This is a genomic window from Geodermatophilus obscurus DSM 43160, from assembly GCF_000025345.1.
Taxonomy (GTDB): domain Bacteria; phylum Actinomycetota; class Actinomycetes; order Mycobacteriales; family Geodermatophilaceae; genus Geodermatophilus; species Geodermatophilus obscurus.
This window is the reverse complement of the sequence record NC_013757.1, coordinates 4,745,125-4,761,629: the sequence shown is the minus strand read 5'-3', so window position 1 is coordinate 4,761,629 and position 16,505 is coordinate 4,745,125. Positions and strand designations below refer to the sequence as shown.

Below are 16,505 nucleotides of genomic sequence, written 5' to 3'. Positions count from 1 at the left end.
CTCAGGCCGAGACGGTCCAGGTGTCGTTGCCGGCGAGCAGCGCGCCCAGGTCCGCCGGCGAGGAGGTGCGGGCCTCCTCGACCTGGTCGGCCATCATCTTGTCGTAGGTCGGCTTCGGCACCGACCGGAAGACGCCCATCGGGGTGTAGCGGAGGTCCTGGCTGGACAGCCGCGACAGCGCGAAGGCGTACGACGGGTCCTCCCGGGTGGCGTCGTGCACGACGATGTCGTCGGCGTCCACCTGGTTGGTCTCGGCGATCCGCAGGCCGCCGAAGTCGTCGCGGACCACGCAGGAGGCGCCGTCCGGACCGAACACCAGCGGCTGGCCGTGGACCAGCGGGATGGACCACTGCACGCCGGTGGTCGGGTCCTTGAGCAGGTCGAACGCGCCGTCGTTGAAGATGTTGCAGTTCTGGTAGATCTCCACCAGCGCGGTGCCCTGGTGCTCGGCGGCCTGCCGCAGCACCTCGGTGAGGCCCTTGCGGTCGGAGTCCATGGCCCGGCCGACGAAGGTGGCGTCGGCGCCCAGCGCCAGCGACACCGGGTTGAACGGGTGGTCCAGCGAGCCCATCGGGGTGGACTTGGTGACCTTGCCGACCTCGCTGGTGGGCGAGTACTGGCCCTTGGTGAGCCCGTAGATCCGGTTGTTGAACAGCAGGATCTTCAGGTTCACGTTGCGGCGCAGCGTGTGGATCAGGTGGTTGCCGCCGATGGACAGCGCGTCGCCGTCCCCGGTGACGACCCACACCGACAGGTCCGGGCGGGACGCGGCGAGACCGGTCGCGATCGCCGGCGCGCGGCCGTGGATCGAGTGCATCCCGTAGGTGTTCATGTAGTACGGGAAGCGCGACGAGCAGCCGATGCCCGACACGATGACCATGTCCTCGCGCGCGATGCCGAGGCTGGGCAGGAAGCTCTGGACCGCGTTGAGGATGACGTAGTCACCGCACCCCGGGCACCAGCGCACCTCCTGGTCGGTCTTGAGGTCCTTGGCCTTGAGCTCGGCGCGCTTCTCGCCCTGGGTCTCCAGGGAGCGGGCGATGGCGTCGGCAATGGGGCCCTCGGCGGGCATGCCGAGTTCGACGGTGGTCATTCCGCGCCTCCGTTGGGGTCGGCGGCGAGCGGGGCGCCGCTGGTGGAGTCGATGACGTCCTGCACGACCGCGGCGAGCTCGGCGGCCCGGAAGGGCAGCCCGCGCACCTGGGTGTGGCTCTGGACGTCGACGAGGTACTTGGCGCGCAGCAACATGGACAGCTGCCCGAGGTTCATCTCCGGGCAGATCACCCGGTCGTAGCGGGCCAGCACCTCGCCGAGGTCGGCCGGGAACGGGTTGAGGTGACGCAGGTGGATCTGCGCGACCGAGCGCCCCGAGCGGCGGATGCGCCGGCAGGCGGCGCCGATGGGCCCGTAGGTCGAGCCCCACCCGATGACGGCCACGCCGGCGTTGCCGTCCGGGTCGTCGACGTCGGTGGGCCCGATGCTCGCCGCGATGCCGTCGACCTTGGCCTGGCGCAGCCGGGTCATCAGGTCGTGGTTGGCCGGGTCGTAGGAGATGTTGCCGGTCTTGTCGGCCTTCTCCAGACCGCCGATGCGGTGCTGCATCCCCGACGTGCCCGGGATGGCCCACGGGCGGGCCAGCGTCTCCGGGTCCCGCAGGTAGGGCTGGAACTCCGGCGTCCCGTCGGGAGTGGTGGCGTTGGGCTCGCTGGCGAACTCGACCCGCAGGTCCGGCAGCTCCTCGGTGTCCGGGATCTGCCACGGCTCGGCCCCGTTGGCCAGGTAGCCGTCGGAGAGCAGCATGACCGGCGTGCGGTAGGTCAGCGCGATCCGCGCGGCCTCCAGTGCGGCGTCGAAGCAGTCGGCGGGGGAGCGCGGCGCGACGACCGGCAGGGGCGCCTCGCCGTTGCGGCCGAACATCGCCTGCAGCAGGTCCGACTGCTCGGTCTTGGTGGGCAGGCCCGTCGAGGGGCCACCGCGCTGCACGTCGACGACGACCAGCGGCAGCTCGGTCATCACCGCCAGACCCAGCGCCTCGGACTTCAGCGAGACCCCCGGCCCGGATGTCGTCGTGACGCCGAGGGCGCCGCCGAAGGAGGCACCGATCGCCGAGGCGATTCCGGCGATCTCGTCCTCGGCCTGGAAGGTGCGGACGCCGAAGGACTTGTGCCGGGACAGCTCGTGGAGGATGTCCGACGCCGGGGTGATCGGGTAGGCGCCGAGGAACACCGGCAGGCCGGAGCGCTGCCCGGCGGCGACGATGCCCAGGGCCAGTGCCTGGTTGCCGGAGATGTTGCGGTAGCGGCCCGGCGCCATCGGCGCGGGCTTGATCTCGTAGGAGACCGCGAAGGCCTCCGTCGTGTCGCCGTAGTTGTAGCCAGCCCGGAAGGCGGCGATGTTGGCCGCGGCGATCTGGGGCTTGCGGCGGAACTGCCGCTCGAGGAACCGGACGGTCCCCTCGGTGGGCCGGTGGTACATCCAGCTCAGCAGGCCGAGGGTGAACATGTTCTTCGAGCGCTCGGCCTCCTTCTTGCCGAGGCCGGAGTCCGCGAGCGCCTCGAGGGTGAGGGTCGTCAGTGGCACGCTGACGAGCTGCCAGCCCTGGAGGGAGTCGTCCTCGAGCGGGTTGGTGGCGTAGCCGACCTTGGCGAGGTTGCGCGGCGTGAACTCGTCGGCGTCGACGATCAGCAGTCCGCCGCCGGGGAGGTCGGAGAGGTTGGCCTTGAGCGCTGCCGGGTTCATGGCGACCAGCACGTCCGGGGCGTCGCCCGGCGTCATGATGTCGTGGTCGGCGAAGTGCAGCTGGAAGGAGCTGACACCGGGCAGGGTCCCCGTCGGCGCGCGGATCTCGGCCGGGAAGTTCGGCAGCGTCGAGAGGTCGTTGCCGAAGGACGCCGTCTCGCTCGTGAACCGGTTGCCGGTGAGCTGCATGCCGTCGCCGGAGTCGCCGGCGAGCCGGATGACGACGCGGTCGAGCTCGACGACGCTCTTGACGAAGGGCGTGGAGCTCCCCGCCGTGCTGGCGGCGACGGACGGTTCTGTCGTGGTCATCAGTGGTGCACCTCCACCGGCCGAGGTTACGTGGCTGTCACATCCCGCGGAGCTGTGATGCGGGTGACAGTGGAACGGCCGGGACCCCGGCACCTGCCAGCAGCAACCCGGCCGGGTGCGGCCTCATTCCGTGACCGCGGTCGCACCCTGCCGGGGGAGGAGCCGGGGAACGGCCTCCCCGGGCACCGCGTTGGTCGGGACGTGCAGCGCTGGAGCAACGGACTCAAGACCGCGGTGCTCCTGGGCCTCATGGGCGGCCTCATCCTCGTGATCGGCGGGGCCGTCGGCGGCCGGGGCGGGTTGTTCATCGCCCTGCTCATCGCCCTGGCGGTCAACGGCTACGCCTACTTCAACTCGGACAAGCTCGCCCTGCGGGCCATGCGGGCGTTCCCGGTGACCGAGACCCAGGCGCCGGCGCTCTACGCGATGGTGCGCGACCTGGCCACGGAGGCCCGGCAGCCGATGCCGCGGCTCTACGTCAGCCCCACCGACCAGCCCAACGCCTTCGCGACCGGCCGGAACCCGCGCAACGCGGCCGTCTGCGTCACCCAGGGCATCCTCGAGCTGCTCGACCGCCGCGAGCTGCGCGGCGTGCTCGCGCACGAGCTGTCGCACGTCTACAACCGCGACATCCTGATCAGTTCCGTCGCCGGCGCCATGGCCACGGTCATCACCTACCTGGCGCACATGGCGATGTTCGCCTCGCTGTTCGGCGGCCGGTCCGAGGACGACCGCGGCGGCGGCAACGCCCTCGGCAGCCTGCTGCTGGTGTTCCTCGGTCCGCTCGCCGCCGGCCTGGTGCAGATGGCGGTCAGCCGCAGCCGCGAGTACCAGGCCGACGCCTCCGGTGCCGCGTTGTCTAAGGACCCGCTCGCGCTCGCGTCGGCGCTGCGGAAGATCGCCTCGGGCGCGGCCGCCCGGCCGCTGCCCCAGGAGGACCGGCTGGTGACGCAGAGCCACCTGATGATCGCCAACCCGTTCCGCGGCCAGGGCCTGGCGTCGATGTTCGCCACCCACCCGCCGATGCCCGAGCGGATCGCCCGGCTCGAGCAGATGGCCCGGGAGCTCGAGTAGGGATCCCCTCACCCCCCCCCGCCTCGTTCCTCGAGGCGGGCCCCCTGCGAGGGGGCCAGTGGCCCACAGCACCGCTGCGACTTCCGGTCACGTCCGGTATCGGTCGTGCTACACCTGCGCTCCTCGCACCGACCACCGAGGTCACCGGTTGGACTCCGCCGGCGCTCCGGCCGACCACTGCAGGGACGACCGCGCACCGCGCCAGTGGAGACCTCGGATGCAGCTGGCCGACGACGGTCGAGATCGGCCGATCCGCGGACTGTGTGCGGACCAAGCGTCCAACCGGCGTCCCGACGGCTGCCCGGTCCCGGGCCCGGGTAGCCGTCTGTCAGTCCGGCGCGGCGGTCAGCACTCGCAGTCGCAGGTCTCGTCGCAGCAGTCGGAACCGCAGTCGCACGTCAGCTCGAGCATGGGGACTCACCTCCCTCCGCGGGCGGGCACCAGGTGCCGGGGCTCGGCGGCGGGCAGGAGGCGGTGGGCAGGGCGTCGGCCATGGCCGCCACCTCGGCCCGAAGTGTCGTCAGTCGGGCGATCTCGGCATCGATCTCGGCGAGGCGCCTGCGGAGCAGGTCCTCCGCGGGCTCGCAGGGGCAGGTGCCGGTGTCGCGGACGGCCAGCAGCGTGCGGATGTCGGCCAGTCGCAGGCCCAGGCGCTGTGCGCCCTGGATGAACCTCAGCCGGTCGAGCGCGTCGGCGTCGTAGCTGCGGTAGCCCCCGGAGGTGCGTTCGGGCGCCGGTAGCAGACCGGCCCGCTCGTAGTAGCGGATGGTGTCCGGCCGCACTCCCACGGCAGTCGCCAGCTCCGCGACCCGCAGTCCCCGTGTCGCCGTGGTGGTCATGCGGCGGACGCTAGACCTTGGACCGTGGTCCAAGGTCAACCAGCAAGTCGACCATCCCGAACAGTAGGCGTCGGCGCTCTCGGGGTGAGGGCGGCGGGGGTCGCCGGCAGCTCGACCGGGTCGGCGAGGGCCTTGCAGCACGTCACGTCGACGTTGGCTGCGGCTCTCGGGGGTGGTGATGACCCGGCTCTGCTCGCGGAGCGGGGCGAGGTGGTGTCTGACCAGGGTCTGGCTCAGGACGAGCTGACGCTGGCTACCCGGTAGCTGCTGGGTGGGTGGCTGCTGGAGGTGCCCACCCCGTCCGGTCCCGGCGGGTGGGCCATGCTCGCCGGCGCCCACCCGGCCCGCCCGATCTCGGAGGGTGGGGCACGACGCTGTATCGCTGCGGGACCAGCGGGCTCAGCGGATGACGCGAGCATCTACGCCCAGGTCATCGGCCCAGTTCTGCCGGACGCGATCGGCGGCGTAGGCCGGGCTCGACGAGCTGCGGGCCGGACAGACCGGATCGGCCGGACCGAGGCCCGAGCGGTCGCGGGGGAAGGACGCCGCCGAGCGAGCTCGGGCTGCGACGTGGTGACCGTGCAGCGGGCGCTCAGGCACCCGTCGACGATGACCACGCTCGGCGTCTGCTCGCTGCTCGCACCTGGGCGCACGGCCGAGGACCGCACGCGCGCCGCAGCCGGCGACCTGATGGCCGCCGCGCTGGGCGCACGTGCGGGCTCCCTGCGGAGCGAGACGCTGTGACGACGAGCTGACCTGCGAAAGTGCTGCAGATCAGCGGTAGTTGTCGAACTGCAGCGCGACGTCGAGGTCCTTGCCGCGCAGCAGCTGCTGCACCGCCTGCAGGTCGTCGCGCTTCTTGCCGCTCACCCGGAGCTGGTCGCCCTGGATCTGGGCCTGGACGCCCTTGGGTCCCTCGTCCCGGATGATCTTGGCGATCTGCTTGGCCTTGTCCGACTCGATGCCCTGCTTGATGCGGGCCGAGATCTTGTAGCTGCGACCCGAGGACTGCGGGTCGTCGGCGTCGAGGGCCTTCAGCGAGATGCCCCGCTTCACGAGCTTCTCCCGGAAGACGTCGAGGGCCGCGGTCACCCGCTCCTCGGTGTCGGCGCTCAGCGTCACGCCCTCCTCGCCCGCCCAGGCGATCGAGGCGTTGGTGCCCCGGAAGTCGAAACGCTGCGAGAGCTCCTTGGCGGCCTGGTTGAGGGCGTTGTCGACCTCCTGGCGGTCGACCTTGCTCACCACGTCGAACGACGAGTCGGCCATGTGTCGGTTGCTCCTTCCCTCTGCCGTCCACCGCCACGGTCGGGGCCCGGGGCCACGTCCGAAGCCGGTCTCCGGTGTCTTGTACGCTCTTCCGGTACCACCACGGCGGGTTGCCCGAGTGGCCAATGGGAGCGGACTGTAAATCCGTCGGCTTAGCCTACGAAGGTTCGAATCCTTCACCCGCCACACCCGGTACACGCGGCCCCCGACCTGAGCACAGGTCGGGGGCCGCGGTGCGTCTCAGGGGGTGGTGGGGGCGCGAGCGCCTGCGACGGCGGTGCGCTCCAGCGGCCGTCCGCCGAGGAAGAGCCAGCCGAACGCGATCTCGACGTAGCGGGTGCACCGCACCGTCACCTCCACGCCGTCGGTCTCGGTGGACCAGGAGTGCAGCGCCGTCCCCCCGTCGGCGAGCTGGTCGGCCACGGCCGCCTGCGTGCTCGCACGGGTCAGCGGCAGCGCCGTCCCCACGCCGGTGGCGTAGAGGGCCGCCTCGTCGGTGGCGTTGGCCGCGGCCAGCGCGGCGCCGTCGCAGACCGACTGCACCTGCTGCTGCTCGAGGAAGGCGTCGGACGCCGCGATCGCGCCGAAGGCCATGAGCGCGGCCACCAGCCAGCACACCAGGACCAGGGGCAGCGTCGAACCGCGCTCGCCCCCCGCCCCGTCCCGTCGCACGCGGCGCAGCGTAGGTCGCCGTCCGGCCTGTCCACGAGCTGTGGACGGCGCTGTGGACGGCTGTGGACCCGATCGGGGGACCCCTGGTCGGCCGGACCCACGCCTGTGGAGGGGCCGGCGCGTCGGGTCCTCGCGGCGCGGGGCGTCGCGCCGTGCGCGGGTCAGGGCCCCGGAGACGTCAGGTCACACGACGACGAGCGCGTGACGGCGTGGCCGATCGGCGCTTCCCCGCGCACGGTCCCGAGGCGCCGGGCACCCACCTCCGTGGCGTGCCCCGGACCGGTACGAGGTCACCCGTCCGCCCCGACGCACCACATGGCCCACGTGTCACCCCAATGTGTAACCCTCTGCCTACTTATCGTCACCTTCGGTGACGGCATGACGGGTTGACACCCTCTCGTGACCCTGTTGGCGGATCGGGCGCTTGCCCCCAAAGAGTGACGGGCAGCAATCTCTCCGGCGCGGTCCGTACCCAACGCTCTGCCCCCGCGCCTGGACGACTGCCCAGTTCCCCCCAAAGCAGTCCTTCATGCCTGAGGAGGCGTCATGAGCAGCACCGCCATGTCCAGCACCGCCATGTCCAGCACCGGTCGAGGGTGGAAGTGGACCCGTGGGTGGAAGTGGACCCGCCAGGCAGTCTGACGAACACGCCTCCGCTGCTGCGTCGCCGCATCGCAAGCGATGTGGGCGACCGCAGTGCGGCGTGACGGGTGCGCCCGGACGGCTCACTGGGTCGAGCGAGAGGTGCTGCGGAGCTCCAGGCTGCACAGCGATCCGCTGTTAGCCTCAGCCCCGCCCATCTCCCCCCGGCGAATACAGGTATCAGTGGCCGAGCAGGACGCCCTCGGACAGCGCGGGCACGTCGCCGCGCTGGGGCCGGCCACCATCGGCTGGCTGGGCCTCGCCATCGCGCTGGTCGCCAGCTCCTTCGTGCTGCCCTGGCGCCTGGAGCCGGCCAGTCCGGTGGCCGTCTGCTTGGTCCTCGCCACGTTCGTGGTCGCCGAGTTCTACAACCTCCACATCGAGTTCCGCCGTCAGACGATGTCCGTCTCGGCCTCCGAACTGGCCTTCGTCGTGGCGCTCATCGAGATCGGTCCCGTGTGGACCGCGCTGACGCGCGCGCTGGCCATCGCCGGCTTCTGCATCGTGCAGCGGCTGTCGTTGCCGAAGGTCGTCACCAACACGGCCATCGCGGTCGTCGAGGTGTGTGTCGCCGTGGCCGTACTGCGCGTACTGCCCGTCGGTGTCCTCTCGGATCCGCTGACCTGGGTGTCCTACCTCGTCGCGATCGTGCTCGCCACGCTCGTGGGAGGCGCGCTCATCCGCCTGGCCATCATCGCCACCCAGGGTTACCCCGGCAGGGCGCTCTGGACGAGCATGCTGCTTGCCGCCGTCGCGGTCACCCCCATGGCGGTCCTCGTCGGACTGTCCGCGCTCCTCCTGGTCGAGGTGACGCCGTGGACGCTCCTCCTGGTCATGCCGCTCGTGGGCGGCCTCGTCCTCCTCTACCGCAGGTTCGCCGCGGTCTCGCGGGAGGGGCAGGACCTCGAAAAGGTCTACGCGTTCGCTCGTCAGGTCGAGCAGATCAGCCCCGACGAGGACGGCCCGCGGCGCCTCGCCGAGGGCATCCGGGAGCTCCTCAACGCCGAGCGCGTCGCCCTCTGGCTGCCGCCCTACCTCGACGAGGAGCCGCGCCTGGTCGTCGCCTCCGACGACGGCCGCAGCTGGTACGACGGCCCCAGTGACCCCGACGACCTCTTCCGCCGGCGCGTGACCGACGGGTCGTCGGACGGTCCGCTCCTGGTCTCCCTCGCCCGCGCGACCGAGGCCGAGGCCACCGCGCTGACGCGCCGCGGAGCCCACGACCTGCTCGCCGCGCCGGTGGCCACGGCGGCCGGAGAGCCCGGTTACCTGGAGATCTGCGACCGGCGCAGCGACATCGTCTCCTTCGCGGACGGCGACCGGTCGGCGCTGGACTCCATGCTCACCCACGTCAACGCCGCGATCCGGCAGCAGCAGCTGCTGACCCAGATCCGGTACGACGCCGACCACGACCGGCTCACCGGCCTGCCCAACCGGCAGCGCCTCGCGGTGGAGATCGACGAGCTGCTCGTGGCCGACCCGGTCACCGGGCGGGCGGGCCTCATCCTCGCCTCGCTGGACAACTACGCCGAGGTCACCGACACCCTCGGCCACGCGGCCAGCGACGAGCTGCTGCTCGTCACCGCCGGCCTGCTGCGCGAGCACGCCCCGCCGCAGGCCCTCGTGGCCCGCATGGAGGGCGAGCAGTTCGCCGTCCTGCTGCCCGGGCTGTCGCTGCCCGCGACCGAGCGGGCGGCCCGCCGGCTGCGCGAGGCCACCTCGACGCGCGTCCGGGTCGCCGGCCTGGACCTCGAGGTGACGCTGACCATCGGTGTCGCCGCCGCTCCGGTGCACGGCGCGGACTCCGGCACGCTCATGCAGCGGGCCGACGTCGCCCTGCTGGCCGGGGCCGGCAAGAGCGGCGTGGCCAGCTACCACCCGGTGCTCGACCAGCAGAGCCTGCGGCGCCTGCAGCTCGGCACCGAGCTCGAGCAGGCCATGGCCGACGGCGACATCAGTGTCGTCTTCCAGCCGATCATCGACGCACGCACCTCCGACATCGTCTCGGTCGAGACGTTGGTGCGCTGGGCGCACCCGCGCTACGGGGCCATCGCGCCGGACGAGTTCATCCACCTCGCCGAGCAGATCGGCCGCATCGGTCCGCTGACCGATCACGTGCTCGACCTCGCGCTCGCCCGCTGCCGCCGGTGGCTCGACCAGGACATCGCGCTGTCGGTGGCGGTCAACCTCTCCGCCCGCTGCCTGACCGAGCCGGACCTGGTGGACCGGGTGCGCCGGGCGCTTCGCCGCCACGGCGTCCCCGGGGAGCTGCTGACCCTGGAGCTGACCGAGGGCAGCGTCGTCGACGACTCGGTGCGCAGCAGCACCGTCCTGGCCGACCTGCACGCGCTGGGCATGCGGCTGTCGATGGACGACTTCGGCACCGGCTACTCCTCGCTGTCCCAGCTGCGCCAGCTGCCCATCGACGAGGTGAAGATCGACAAGTCCTTCGTGCTGGGCATGTCGACCAGCCAGGGGGAGTCGTTCATCGCCCGCTCGATCATCGAACTGGCCCACAACCTGGGTCTGCGGGTCGTGGCCGAGGGCGTCGAGGACGAACTGACGCGCAACCTGCTCGCCGAGATGGGCTGCGACAAGCTGCAGGGCTTCCTGGTCAGCCGGCCGCTGCCCGACCAGCGGCTGGAGAGCTGGATCCTGGCCCGTACCGGCGTCCGCTCGGCCGTCGCCGGCACGCCGCACCGACGGCTGTTCGTGCGCTCCTGAGCGCGCCGGGGACCCCCTGCGACCGGCCCCTGGAGCCGTCGGGTAGAATTCCTGACGGCTCGAAGCCCGCCCCTTTAGCTCAGTCGGCAGAGCGTCTCCATGGTAAGGAGAAGGTCTACGGTTCGATTCCGTAAAGGGGCTCTGGAACACAGTGGCCGCTCGGCCCGGTCGCCGAGACCGGGCCGCACGGCCACGTCCGGCGGTGTAGCTCAGCCAGGCAGAGCAAGCGGCTCATAATCGCTGTGTCACCGGTTCAAATCCGGTCACCGCTACTCACGACGGACCCCGCTACCCGGGGTCCGTCGGCGTGTTGCAGCACCGTGCGGGCACCCGCCCGCACGTCCCCGGGCCCGGCCCGGGCACCGACAAGGCGAGGAGCGCCCCGTGGCAGCCACCGACATCCGTCCGAAGATCACCCTGGCCTGCCAGGAGTGCAAGAGCCGGAACTACATCACCCGCAAGAACCGGCGCAACGACCCCGACCGGCTCGAGCTGAAGAAGTTCTGCCCGAAGGACCGCAAGCACACGATCCACCGCGAGACGCGCTGACGCGGTCTCGAGCCACCGCGGGGATCCGCTGACCCAGCGGTCCCTGCGAGAGGGAGGGCGGGAGCATGGCACTCGATCCAGCACTGGTCGGGCGCGGCTACCCGCCCTCCGCCGTCTACGAGGTCGGCCGGCAGAAGATCGCCGAGTTCGCCGACGCCATCGGTGCGGCCGATCCGGTGCACCGGGACACCGACGCCGCCCGCGCGGCCGGACACCCCGACGTCATCGCCCCGCCCACCTTCGCCATCGCCCTGACGCTGTCGGCCGCGGGCGTCGTCGTCGAGGACCCCGACGTCGCGCTGGACTACAGCCGCGTCGTCCACGGCGAGCAGCGCTTCACCCACCACCGACCCATCCGGGCCGGCGACCGGCTCGTCGCCACGCCCACCATCGAGGCCGTGCGCAGCATCGGGGGCAACGACCTGCTCACCACCCGGGTGGACGTCGCCACCGAGGACGGCGAAACGGTCTGCTCGGCCACCTCGATGCTCGTCGCCCGGGGGACGGCGTGACCGCGACGGTCCGGGCCGCCGACGTGGCCGTCGGCACCGAGCTGCCCGAGCAGACCTACCCGGTCACCCGGGCCGACCTCGTCCGCTACGCCGGCGCCTCCGGGGACTTCAACCCCATCCACTGGAACGACCGCGTGGCCACCGAGGTCGGCCTGCCCGGCGTGATCGCGCACGGGATGCTCACCATGGCGCTGGCCGCGCGCGCGGTCACCGCCTGGGCCGGGGACCCGGGCGCGCTGGTCGAGTACCACGTGCGCTTCGGCCGGCCGGTCGTCGTCCCCGACGACGGCACCGGTGCTCAGGTGACCGTCCGCGGGAAGGTCGGCGCCCTGGGCGAGGACGGCCGCGCCCGGGTCGACCTCACCGTCACCAGCGGCGGCGAGAAGGTGCTCTCGCTGGCCCGCGCCACCGTCCAGCTGGCGTGAGCGCGCGGCGGCCCTGCTCGCGCTCGGTGCCGCCCTGCTGCTGCTCACCGGCTGCGGCGCCTCCTTCGTCGACACCCTCGCCGCCGAGCGGTCGGCCGCGGCCGAGCAGTCCGCTGCGACGCCCGCCGAGCGGACCTGCGGGCAGCGCGCCGAGCCCGACCCCGACCGGCCGGTCGTCGAGCTGGACCTCCGGCTGGACGACGACCTGCACACGGTCACCGGCACCGAGACCGTCGTCTTCACCCCCGACCTGCCCACCGACGAACTGGTCTTCCGGCTGGTCCCCAACGGACCCGGGCCCGCGGCGGGGGGCAACCGGCTGGTCGTCGACGGTGTCCGTGGGGAGAACGTCGCCGGCAGCGGCTACGAGGACGCCGGAGCCGCGGACCCGGGCGGCCTGTTCGTCGTCCGGCTGGCCGGCGAGCCGGCGGCCGGTGAGGCGACCGAGGTGGCCCTGGACTTCCCGCTCACCCTCGGCGAGGGCGACTTCGAGCGGGTGGGCGCGGCCGACGGAGTCTCCTGGTGGGCCAGCGGCGCGCCGCTGCTGGCCCGGGAGCCGGGCGTCGGCTGGGCGCGGGATCCGTTCGTCGACCTCCCCGGCGAGACCGCGACGAGCCCCGTCGCCGACACGACGATCCGGGTCTCGGCTCCCGAGGCCCTCGTCGTCCTCATGACCGGCGACCAGGCCGAGCCCTCCTCGCCGCAGGACGGCCGGCGCACCTGGACGTCGGTCGAGCCGGTCGCCCGGGACGTCAGCGTCGCGGTGGGGGAGTTCACCACCGCGAGCGCCACGACCACCGACGGGATCGAGGTGACGACCGGCGTGCTGCCCGGCGCGGACGTCCCCGCGCGCGAGCTCACCGCGTGGACGCTGGCTGCGATCGACCAGCTGGAGGAGCGCTTCGGCCCCTTTCCGTACGCGACGCTCACCGTCCCGCTGCTGCCGGTCGAGGGCGGCGGCATCGAGTACCCCAGCTCGATCCTGCTTGCCGGCGCCGACCGGCTCGTCCTGTTCCACGAGGTCGCGCACATGCGGTTCTACGGGATGGTCGGCGACTCGCAGTTCCGCGACCCCTGGCTGGACGAGGCCTTCGCCTCCTCCGCCGAGTCGGTCGCCTCCCCGGTGTCCGGGGACGCCGCTGCCCGCGCCCTGCGCACCCCCGGCGGGGTCGGCACGGCGATGGACGGGTTCGACAGCGCCTCGGACTACTTCCGCCTCGTGTACGGCAAGGGCGGCGCGGCACTCCTGGCCGCCCGCGAGGCCGCGGGCGCGGTGGCCTTCAACGCCGCCCTGCGCTGCTACGCCGACGCCAACGCGTGGACGATCGCCACCCCGGACGACGTCGCCGCGGCCCTGGCCGACCTGCCCGCCGCGCTCGACGTCCTCAGCGAGGCGGGCGCCCTCGACGAGTAGGAGGGCCCCGCTGAGTCGGCCTCGTCGCGGGTCGGCCCCGTCCAGAGGCTGGCCGCGAGCCTGCGAGGGACGAGGACGGTCCCCATGCGAGCAGGCGCTATGCGAGCAGGCGCTGCATCCGGGTCACGCCCTCGACGAGGTCGTCGTCGCCGAGCGCGTAGGACATCCGCAGGTAGCCCGGCGTGCCGAAGGCCTCACCCGGGACGACGGCGACCTCGGCCTCCTCGAGGATGATCTCGGCCAGCTGCACGCTGTCCTGGGCCGTCCGACCGCCGACCGGCCGGCCCAGCAGCGCCTTGACCGACGGGTACACGTAGAAGGCGCCGCGCGGCTCGGGGCAGGCCACGCCGGGGATCTCGCGGAGCATCGACACGATCGTGCGCCGGCGCCGGTCGAAGGCCTCGCGCATCGTGGCCGCGGCCGACAGGTCACCGGTGAGCGCGGCGACGGCGGCGGCCTGCGACACGTTGGCCACGTTGGAGGTGGCGTGCGACTGCAGGTTGGTCGCGGCCTTGACGACGTCGGCCGGCCCGACGACCCAGCCCACCCGCCAGCCGGTCATCGCGTAGGTCTTGGCCACCCCGTTGACGACGACGCAGCGGTCGGCGAGCTCGGGGACGACGACCGGCATCGAGGGCGCGGTCGCCCCGTCGTAGGTGAGGTGCTCGTAGATCTCGTCGGTGAGCACCCACAGGCCGTTCTCGTACGCCCAGCGGCCGATCTCCTCGACGAGCTCGGGCGGGTAGACCGCGCCGGTCGGGTTGGACGGCGAGCAGAACAGCAGCACCTTGGTGCGCGGCGTCCGGGCGGCCTCGAGCTGGGCGACCGACACCAGGTAGCCGCTCTCCTCGTCGGCCACGACCGGCATCGGGACGCCGCCGGCGAGGGCGATCGCCTCGGGGTAGGTGGTCCAGTACGGCGCGGGCAGCAGCACCTCGTCGCCCGGGTCGAGCATCGTCGCGAAGGCCTCGTACACGGCCTGCTTGCCGCCGTTGGTCACCAGCACGTTGGCCGGGGTGACCTGCAGTCCCGAGTCGCGGGCGGTCTTGGCGACGATCGCCTCCTTGAGTGCCGGCAGCCCGCCCGCAGGGGTGTAGCGGTGCATCGCCGGCTGGGAGCAGGCGGCGACGGCGGCCTCGACGATGTAGTCCGGCGTCGGGAAGTCCGGCTCGCCGGCGCCGAAGCCGATGACCGGCTTGCCCGCTGCCTTGAGCGCCTTGGCCTTGGCGTCGACCGCCAGGGTCGCCGACTCGGCGATGGCGGCCACGCGGCGGGAGATGCGCCGGTCGGCGGGCGACGGCCCGGAGGACGGTGCAGCGGACTCCGTGGGGGAGGCGGCGGTCATGCCCCCATCATGTCGGAGGGCGACGCCCGGGGTCGCCTCCGTACCCGGCCGGGAGCCCCGCCCACCCGGCACGTCAGCGGCCGTCACCCGGCAGGTTGGCTGGCGTCCTCGGCGGTCCCGTACACTGGCTGCCCTGGGGCCACTGACCCCGCCACCGGCGTGCCCCGGAACCCTCGCGGGAACGGTGCCGTCCGGAGCGGGCACGCGGTCCCGGCGGCTCTGTCCGGGTCCCACCCTGAGCTCGCGAAGGGTGGGGGACGGGGTCCTCCAAGGGGTGTAGCTCAATTGGCAGAGCAGCGGTCTCCAAAACCGCAGGCTGCAGGTTCAAGTCCTGTCACCCCTGCTCGTGCCGCCGGCGACTGCACGGCGACGTGCACGACCCGTACGACAGCACCACCACCGACCGTCGGCCCGAGGACAACGGCCACCACCAGCGAGGCGAGCGAGGCGCAGTGAGCGACGAGAAGCCGGCACGCGAGGGCGACCCCCGCGCCGCCTCCGACGCCGAGCCGACCGACGAGCAGCTCGACCGCGAGGCCCCGGGCGTGGCCGACGCCGCCGAGCTGCAGGCGGCCGAGGCCGAGGTCGCCGCCGAGGCGGAGACCGACGAGGACAAGGTCGTGGCCGCGCGGCCCACCGGTGCCCGCCGGGGGAGCCGGATCACCGCGGGGGACGACGAGGACGACGACGAGTCGGCCCCCCGCACCCGTCGGGCCGCCCGCGAGCGCACGCCGTCCCGGCCCGCCGGGCGGGTCGCCGAGGGTGGTGCCACCCGGTCCCGCGCCGCCGCGGAGCGCGACCGCGCCGCCGAGGCACGGCAGCGGCGCAACCTCCGGCGCTTCCTGCGCGAGGTCGTCGCCGAGCTGCGCAAGGTCATCTGGCCCGGGCGCCGCGAGCTGATCACCTACACGACCGTCGTCATCGTCTTCGTGGCCTTCATCGTCGCCCTGGTGGCCGGCCTGGACCTCCTCTTCGCCCAGGGCGTGCTCGCCGTCTTCGGTTGAGCCCACCCGCGCCTGCACCACCGACAAGGAAGAGACACCGTGACCGACCCCCGTGAGCCCTTCGACACCGACAGCGCCGTCGAGGCCATCGACCTCGACGACGCGCGCTTCGACGTGCGCGGCACGGCGGACGTCGAGACCGGCGCCGGCGAGACCGGTGCTGCCGAGGGCTCCGTCGACACCGCCGACCAGGACACCCTCACCGGTGTGGCCGACGTCGCGCCCGGCGTGGAGGGCGGCGACCCCGCCAGCCTGGTGACCGACCCGCTGGCCGCTCCGGCGGAGTCCTCCGACCTGGGTGACCAGACCGAGGACGACGAGGAGGCCGACCCGGCCGAGGCGATGCGCAAGGTCCTGCGCAGTCAGTTCGGCGACTGGTACGTCATCCACTCGTACGCCGGCTACGAGAACAAGGTGAAGACCAACCTCGAGTCGCGCATCCAGTCGTTGGACATGGAGGACTACATCTTCCAGATCGAGGTGCCCACCGAGGAGGTCACCGAGATCAAGAACGGCAAGCGCACGCAGGTCAACCGGAAGAAGCTGCCCGGCTACCTGCTCGTCCGCATGGACCTCAACGACGAGTCCTGGGGCGCGGTGCGCAACACCCCCGGCGTCACGGGGTTCGTCGGGGCGACCTCCCGTCCCTCGCCGCTGAGCATCGACGAGGTCGTCAGCCTGCTCGCCCCCGCGGCCACCCCGCAGGCCGCCCGGACGACGGAGACCACGAGCACCACCACCGCCGCCGCACCGACCACCGTCGTCGACTTCGAGGTCGGCGAGTCGGTCACCGTCATGGACGGTCCGTTCGCGACGCTCCCGGCCACGATCAACGAGATCAACGCCGAGCAGCAGAAGCTGCAGGTGCTCGTGTCCATCTTCGGCCGGGAGACGCCGGTCGAGCTGTCGTTCAACCAGGTCCAGAAGATCTAGGAGGGCCTCGGCGCCCCCGGCCCTCGCTCCGCTCGGCCCGGGACCCTGCACCGAGGCC

The 16,505-nt window shown here is 72.5% G+C and carries 15 protein-coding genes and 4 tRNA genes; 13 read left to right on the top strand and 6 right to left on the bottom strand.

Annotated features, from left to right (window positions below; all coding sequences use genetic code 11):
• Position 1: 1 nt before the first annotated feature.
• A complete protein-coding gene (locus GOBS_RS22230; RefSeq protein ID WP_012950514.1) occupies positions 2 to 1,093 on the bottom strand; it encodes a 2-oxoacid:ferredoxin oxidoreductase subunit beta in 1,092 nt (363 codons plus the stop codon).
• Entirely contained in the window at positions 1,090 to 3,048 is a 1,959-nt protein-coding gene (locus tag GOBS_RS22225) for a 2-oxoacid:acceptor oxidoreductase subunit alpha (protein ID WP_012950513.1), read from the bottom strand. Before GOBS_RS22225 ends, GOBS_RS22230 begins: the two co-directional genes overlap by 4 nt.
• A 201-nt stretch (positions 3,049 to 3,249) precedes the next feature.
• Here GOBS_RS22225 and htpX point away from each other — a divergent pair, with 201 nt between their 5' ends.
• Positions 3,250 to 4,122, top strand: a complete 873-nt coding sequence (gene htpX, locus GOBS_RS22220; protein WP_041241625.1) for a zinc metalloprotease HtpX — start codon at positions 3,250 to 3,252, stop codon at positions 4,120 to 4,122.
• A 398-nt stretch (positions 4,123 to 4,520) separates the two neighbouring features.
• Here the strand turns inward: htpX and GOBS_RS22215 are convergent, their stop codons facing one another.
• Entirely contained in the window at positions 4,521 to 4,961 is a 441-nt protein-coding gene (locus GOBS_RS22215) for a heavy metal-responsive transcriptional regulator (protein ID WP_012950511.1), read from the bottom strand.
• 609 nt (positions 4,962 to 5,570) lie between these two features.
• Here GOBS_RS22215 and GOBS_RS29415 point away from each other — a divergent pair.
• On the top strand, positions 5,571 to 5,705 hold the full coding sequence (locus GOBS_RS29415; protein WP_012950510.1) for a hypothetical protein: 135 nt from the start codon (positions 5,571 to 5,573) through the stop codon (positions 5,703 to 5,705).
• Positions 5,706 to 5,735: 30 nt separating this feature from the next.
• Here the strand turns inward: GOBS_RS29415 and GOBS_RS22205 are convergent, their stop codons facing one another.
• Entirely contained in the window at positions 5,736 to 6,227 is a 492-nt protein-coding gene (locus tag GOBS_RS22205) for a YajQ family cyclic di-GMP-binding protein (protein ID WP_012950509.1), read from the bottom strand.
• A 104-nt stretch (positions 6,228 to 6,331) separates the two neighbouring features.
• Between GOBS_RS22205 and GOBS_RS22200 the strand changes: the two genes are divergently transcribed.
• Positions 6,332 to 6,413 (top strand) — tRNA-Tyr (locus GOBS_RS22200).
• Between the two features lie 54 nt (positions 6,414 to 6,467).
• Here the strand turns inward: GOBS_RS22200 and GOBS_RS22195 are convergent.
• A complete protein-coding gene (locus GOBS_RS22195) occupies positions 6,468 to 6,899 on the bottom strand; it encodes a pilus assembly protein TadG-related protein (protein ID WP_012950508.1) in 432 nt (143 codons plus the stop codon).
• An 825-nt stretch (positions 6,900 to 7,724) separates the two neighbouring features.
• Between GOBS_RS22195 and GOBS_RS22190 the strand changes: the two genes are divergently transcribed.
• From GOBS_RS22190 to GOBS_RS22160, 7 genes are all read left to right on the top strand, one after another.
• Positions 7,725 to 10,265 (top strand): putative bifunctional diguanylate cyclase/phosphodiesterase, encoded by a 2,541-nt coding sequence (locus GOBS_RS22190; protein ID WP_012950507.1) that lies wholly within the window; start codon positions 7,725 to 7,727, stop codon positions 10,263 to 10,265.
• Positions 10,266 to 10,333: 68 nt separating this feature from the next.
• A tRNA-Thr gene (locus GOBS_RS22185) sits at positions 10,334 to 10,406 on the top strand.
• 57 nt (positions 10,407 to 10,463) lie between these two features.
• Positions 10,464 to 10,537 (top strand) — tRNA-Met (locus GOBS_RS22180).
• 112 nt (positions 10,538 to 10,649) lie between these two features.
• Entirely contained in the window at positions 10,650 to 10,814 is a 165-nt protein-coding gene (gene rpmG / locus GOBS_RS22175; protein WP_012950506.1) for a 50S ribosomal protein L33, read from the top strand.
• A 65-nt stretch (positions 10,815 to 10,879) separates the two neighbouring features.
• Entirely contained in the window at positions 10,880 to 11,326 is a 447-nt protein-coding gene (locus GOBS_RS22170; protein WP_012950505.1) for an FAS1-like dehydratase domain-containing protein, read from the top strand.
• Entirely contained in the window at positions 11,323 to 11,751 is a 429-nt protein-coding gene (locus GOBS_RS22165; protein ID WP_012950504.1) for a MaoC/PaaZ C-terminal domain-containing protein, read from the top strand. The genes GOBS_RS22170 and GOBS_RS22165 overlap by 4 nt, the downstream gene beginning before the upstream one ends.
• 448 nt (positions 11,752 to 12,199) lie before the next feature.
• Complete coding sequence (locus GOBS_RS22160) at positions 12,200 to 13,165, top strand: gluzincin family metallopeptidase (RefSeq protein WP_243697573.1); 966 nt, start codon at positions 12,200 to 12,202, stop codon at positions 13,163 to 13,165.
• Between the two features lie 97 nt (positions 13,166 to 13,262).
• On the opposite strand, the gene GOBS_RS22155 is transcribed toward GOBS_RS22160, so the two are convergent.
• Positions 13,263 to 14,510 carry a pyridoxal phosphate-dependent aminotransferase gene (locus tag GOBS_RS22155; RefSeq protein ID WP_012950502.1) on the bottom strand — a complete coding sequence of 416 codons (1,248 nt, stop codon included), beginning with the start codon at positions 14,508 to 14,510 and terminating at the stop codon, positions 13,263 to 13,265.
• A 270-nt stretch (positions 14,511 to 14,780) separates the two neighbouring features.
• On the opposite strand from GOBS_RS22155, the gene GOBS_RS22150 reads away from it, so the two are divergent.
• The 3 genes from GOBS_RS22150 (at position 14,781) to nusG (ending at position 16,447) form a co-directional block, all read left to right on the top strand.
• Positions 14,781 to 14,853: transfer RNA gene (locus GOBS_RS22150), tRNA-Trp, on the top strand.
• A 109-nt stretch (positions 14,854 to 14,962) separates the two neighbouring features.
• Complete coding sequence (gene secE / locus GOBS_RS22145) at positions 14,963 to 15,514, top strand: preprotein translocase subunit SecE (RefSeq protein ID WP_041242625.1); 552 nt, start codon at positions 14,963 to 14,965, stop codon at positions 15,512 to 15,514.
• A 39-nt stretch (positions 15,515 to 15,553) separates the two neighbouring features.
• The gene (nusG, locus tag GOBS_RS22140) at positions 15,554 to 16,447 is read left to right on the top strand and encodes a transcription termination/antitermination protein NusG (RefSeq protein ID WP_243697572.1); all 894 of its coding nucleotides are present in this window, start codon (positions 15,554 to 15,556) and stop codon (positions 16,445 to 16,447) included.
• Positions 16,448 to 16,505 lie beyond the last annotated feature (58 nt).

Coding starts and splice junctions, on each gene's coding strand:
- GOBS_RS22215 (WP_012950511.1), bottom strand. CDS start 4,961: ATGACCACCACGGCGACACGGGGACTGCGGGTCGCGGAGCTGGCGACT.
- GOBS_RS29415 (WP_012950510.1), top strand. CDS start 5,571: ATGACCACGCTCGGCGTCTGCTCGCTGCTCGCACCTGGGCGCACGGCC.
- GOBS_RS22155 (WP_012950502.1), bottom strand. CDS start 14,510: ATGACCGCCGCCTCCCCCACGGAGTCCGCTGCACCGTCCTCCGGGCCG.
- GOBS_RS22170 (WP_012950505.1), top strand. CDS start 10,880: ATGGCACTCGATCCAGCACTGGTCGGGCGCGGCTACCCGCCCTCCGCC.
- GOBS_RS22230 (WP_012950514.1), bottom strand. CDS start 1,093: ATGACCACCGTCGAACTCGGCATGCCCGCCGAGGGCCCCATTGCCGAC.
- GOBS_RS22225 (WP_012950513.1), bottom strand. CDS start 3,048: ATGACCACGACAGAACCGTCCGTCGCCGCCAGCACGGCGGGGAGCTCC.
- GOBS_RS22205 (WP_012950509.1), bottom strand. CDS start 6,227: ATGGCCGACTCGTCGTTCGACGTGGTGAGCAAGGTCGACCGCCAGGAG.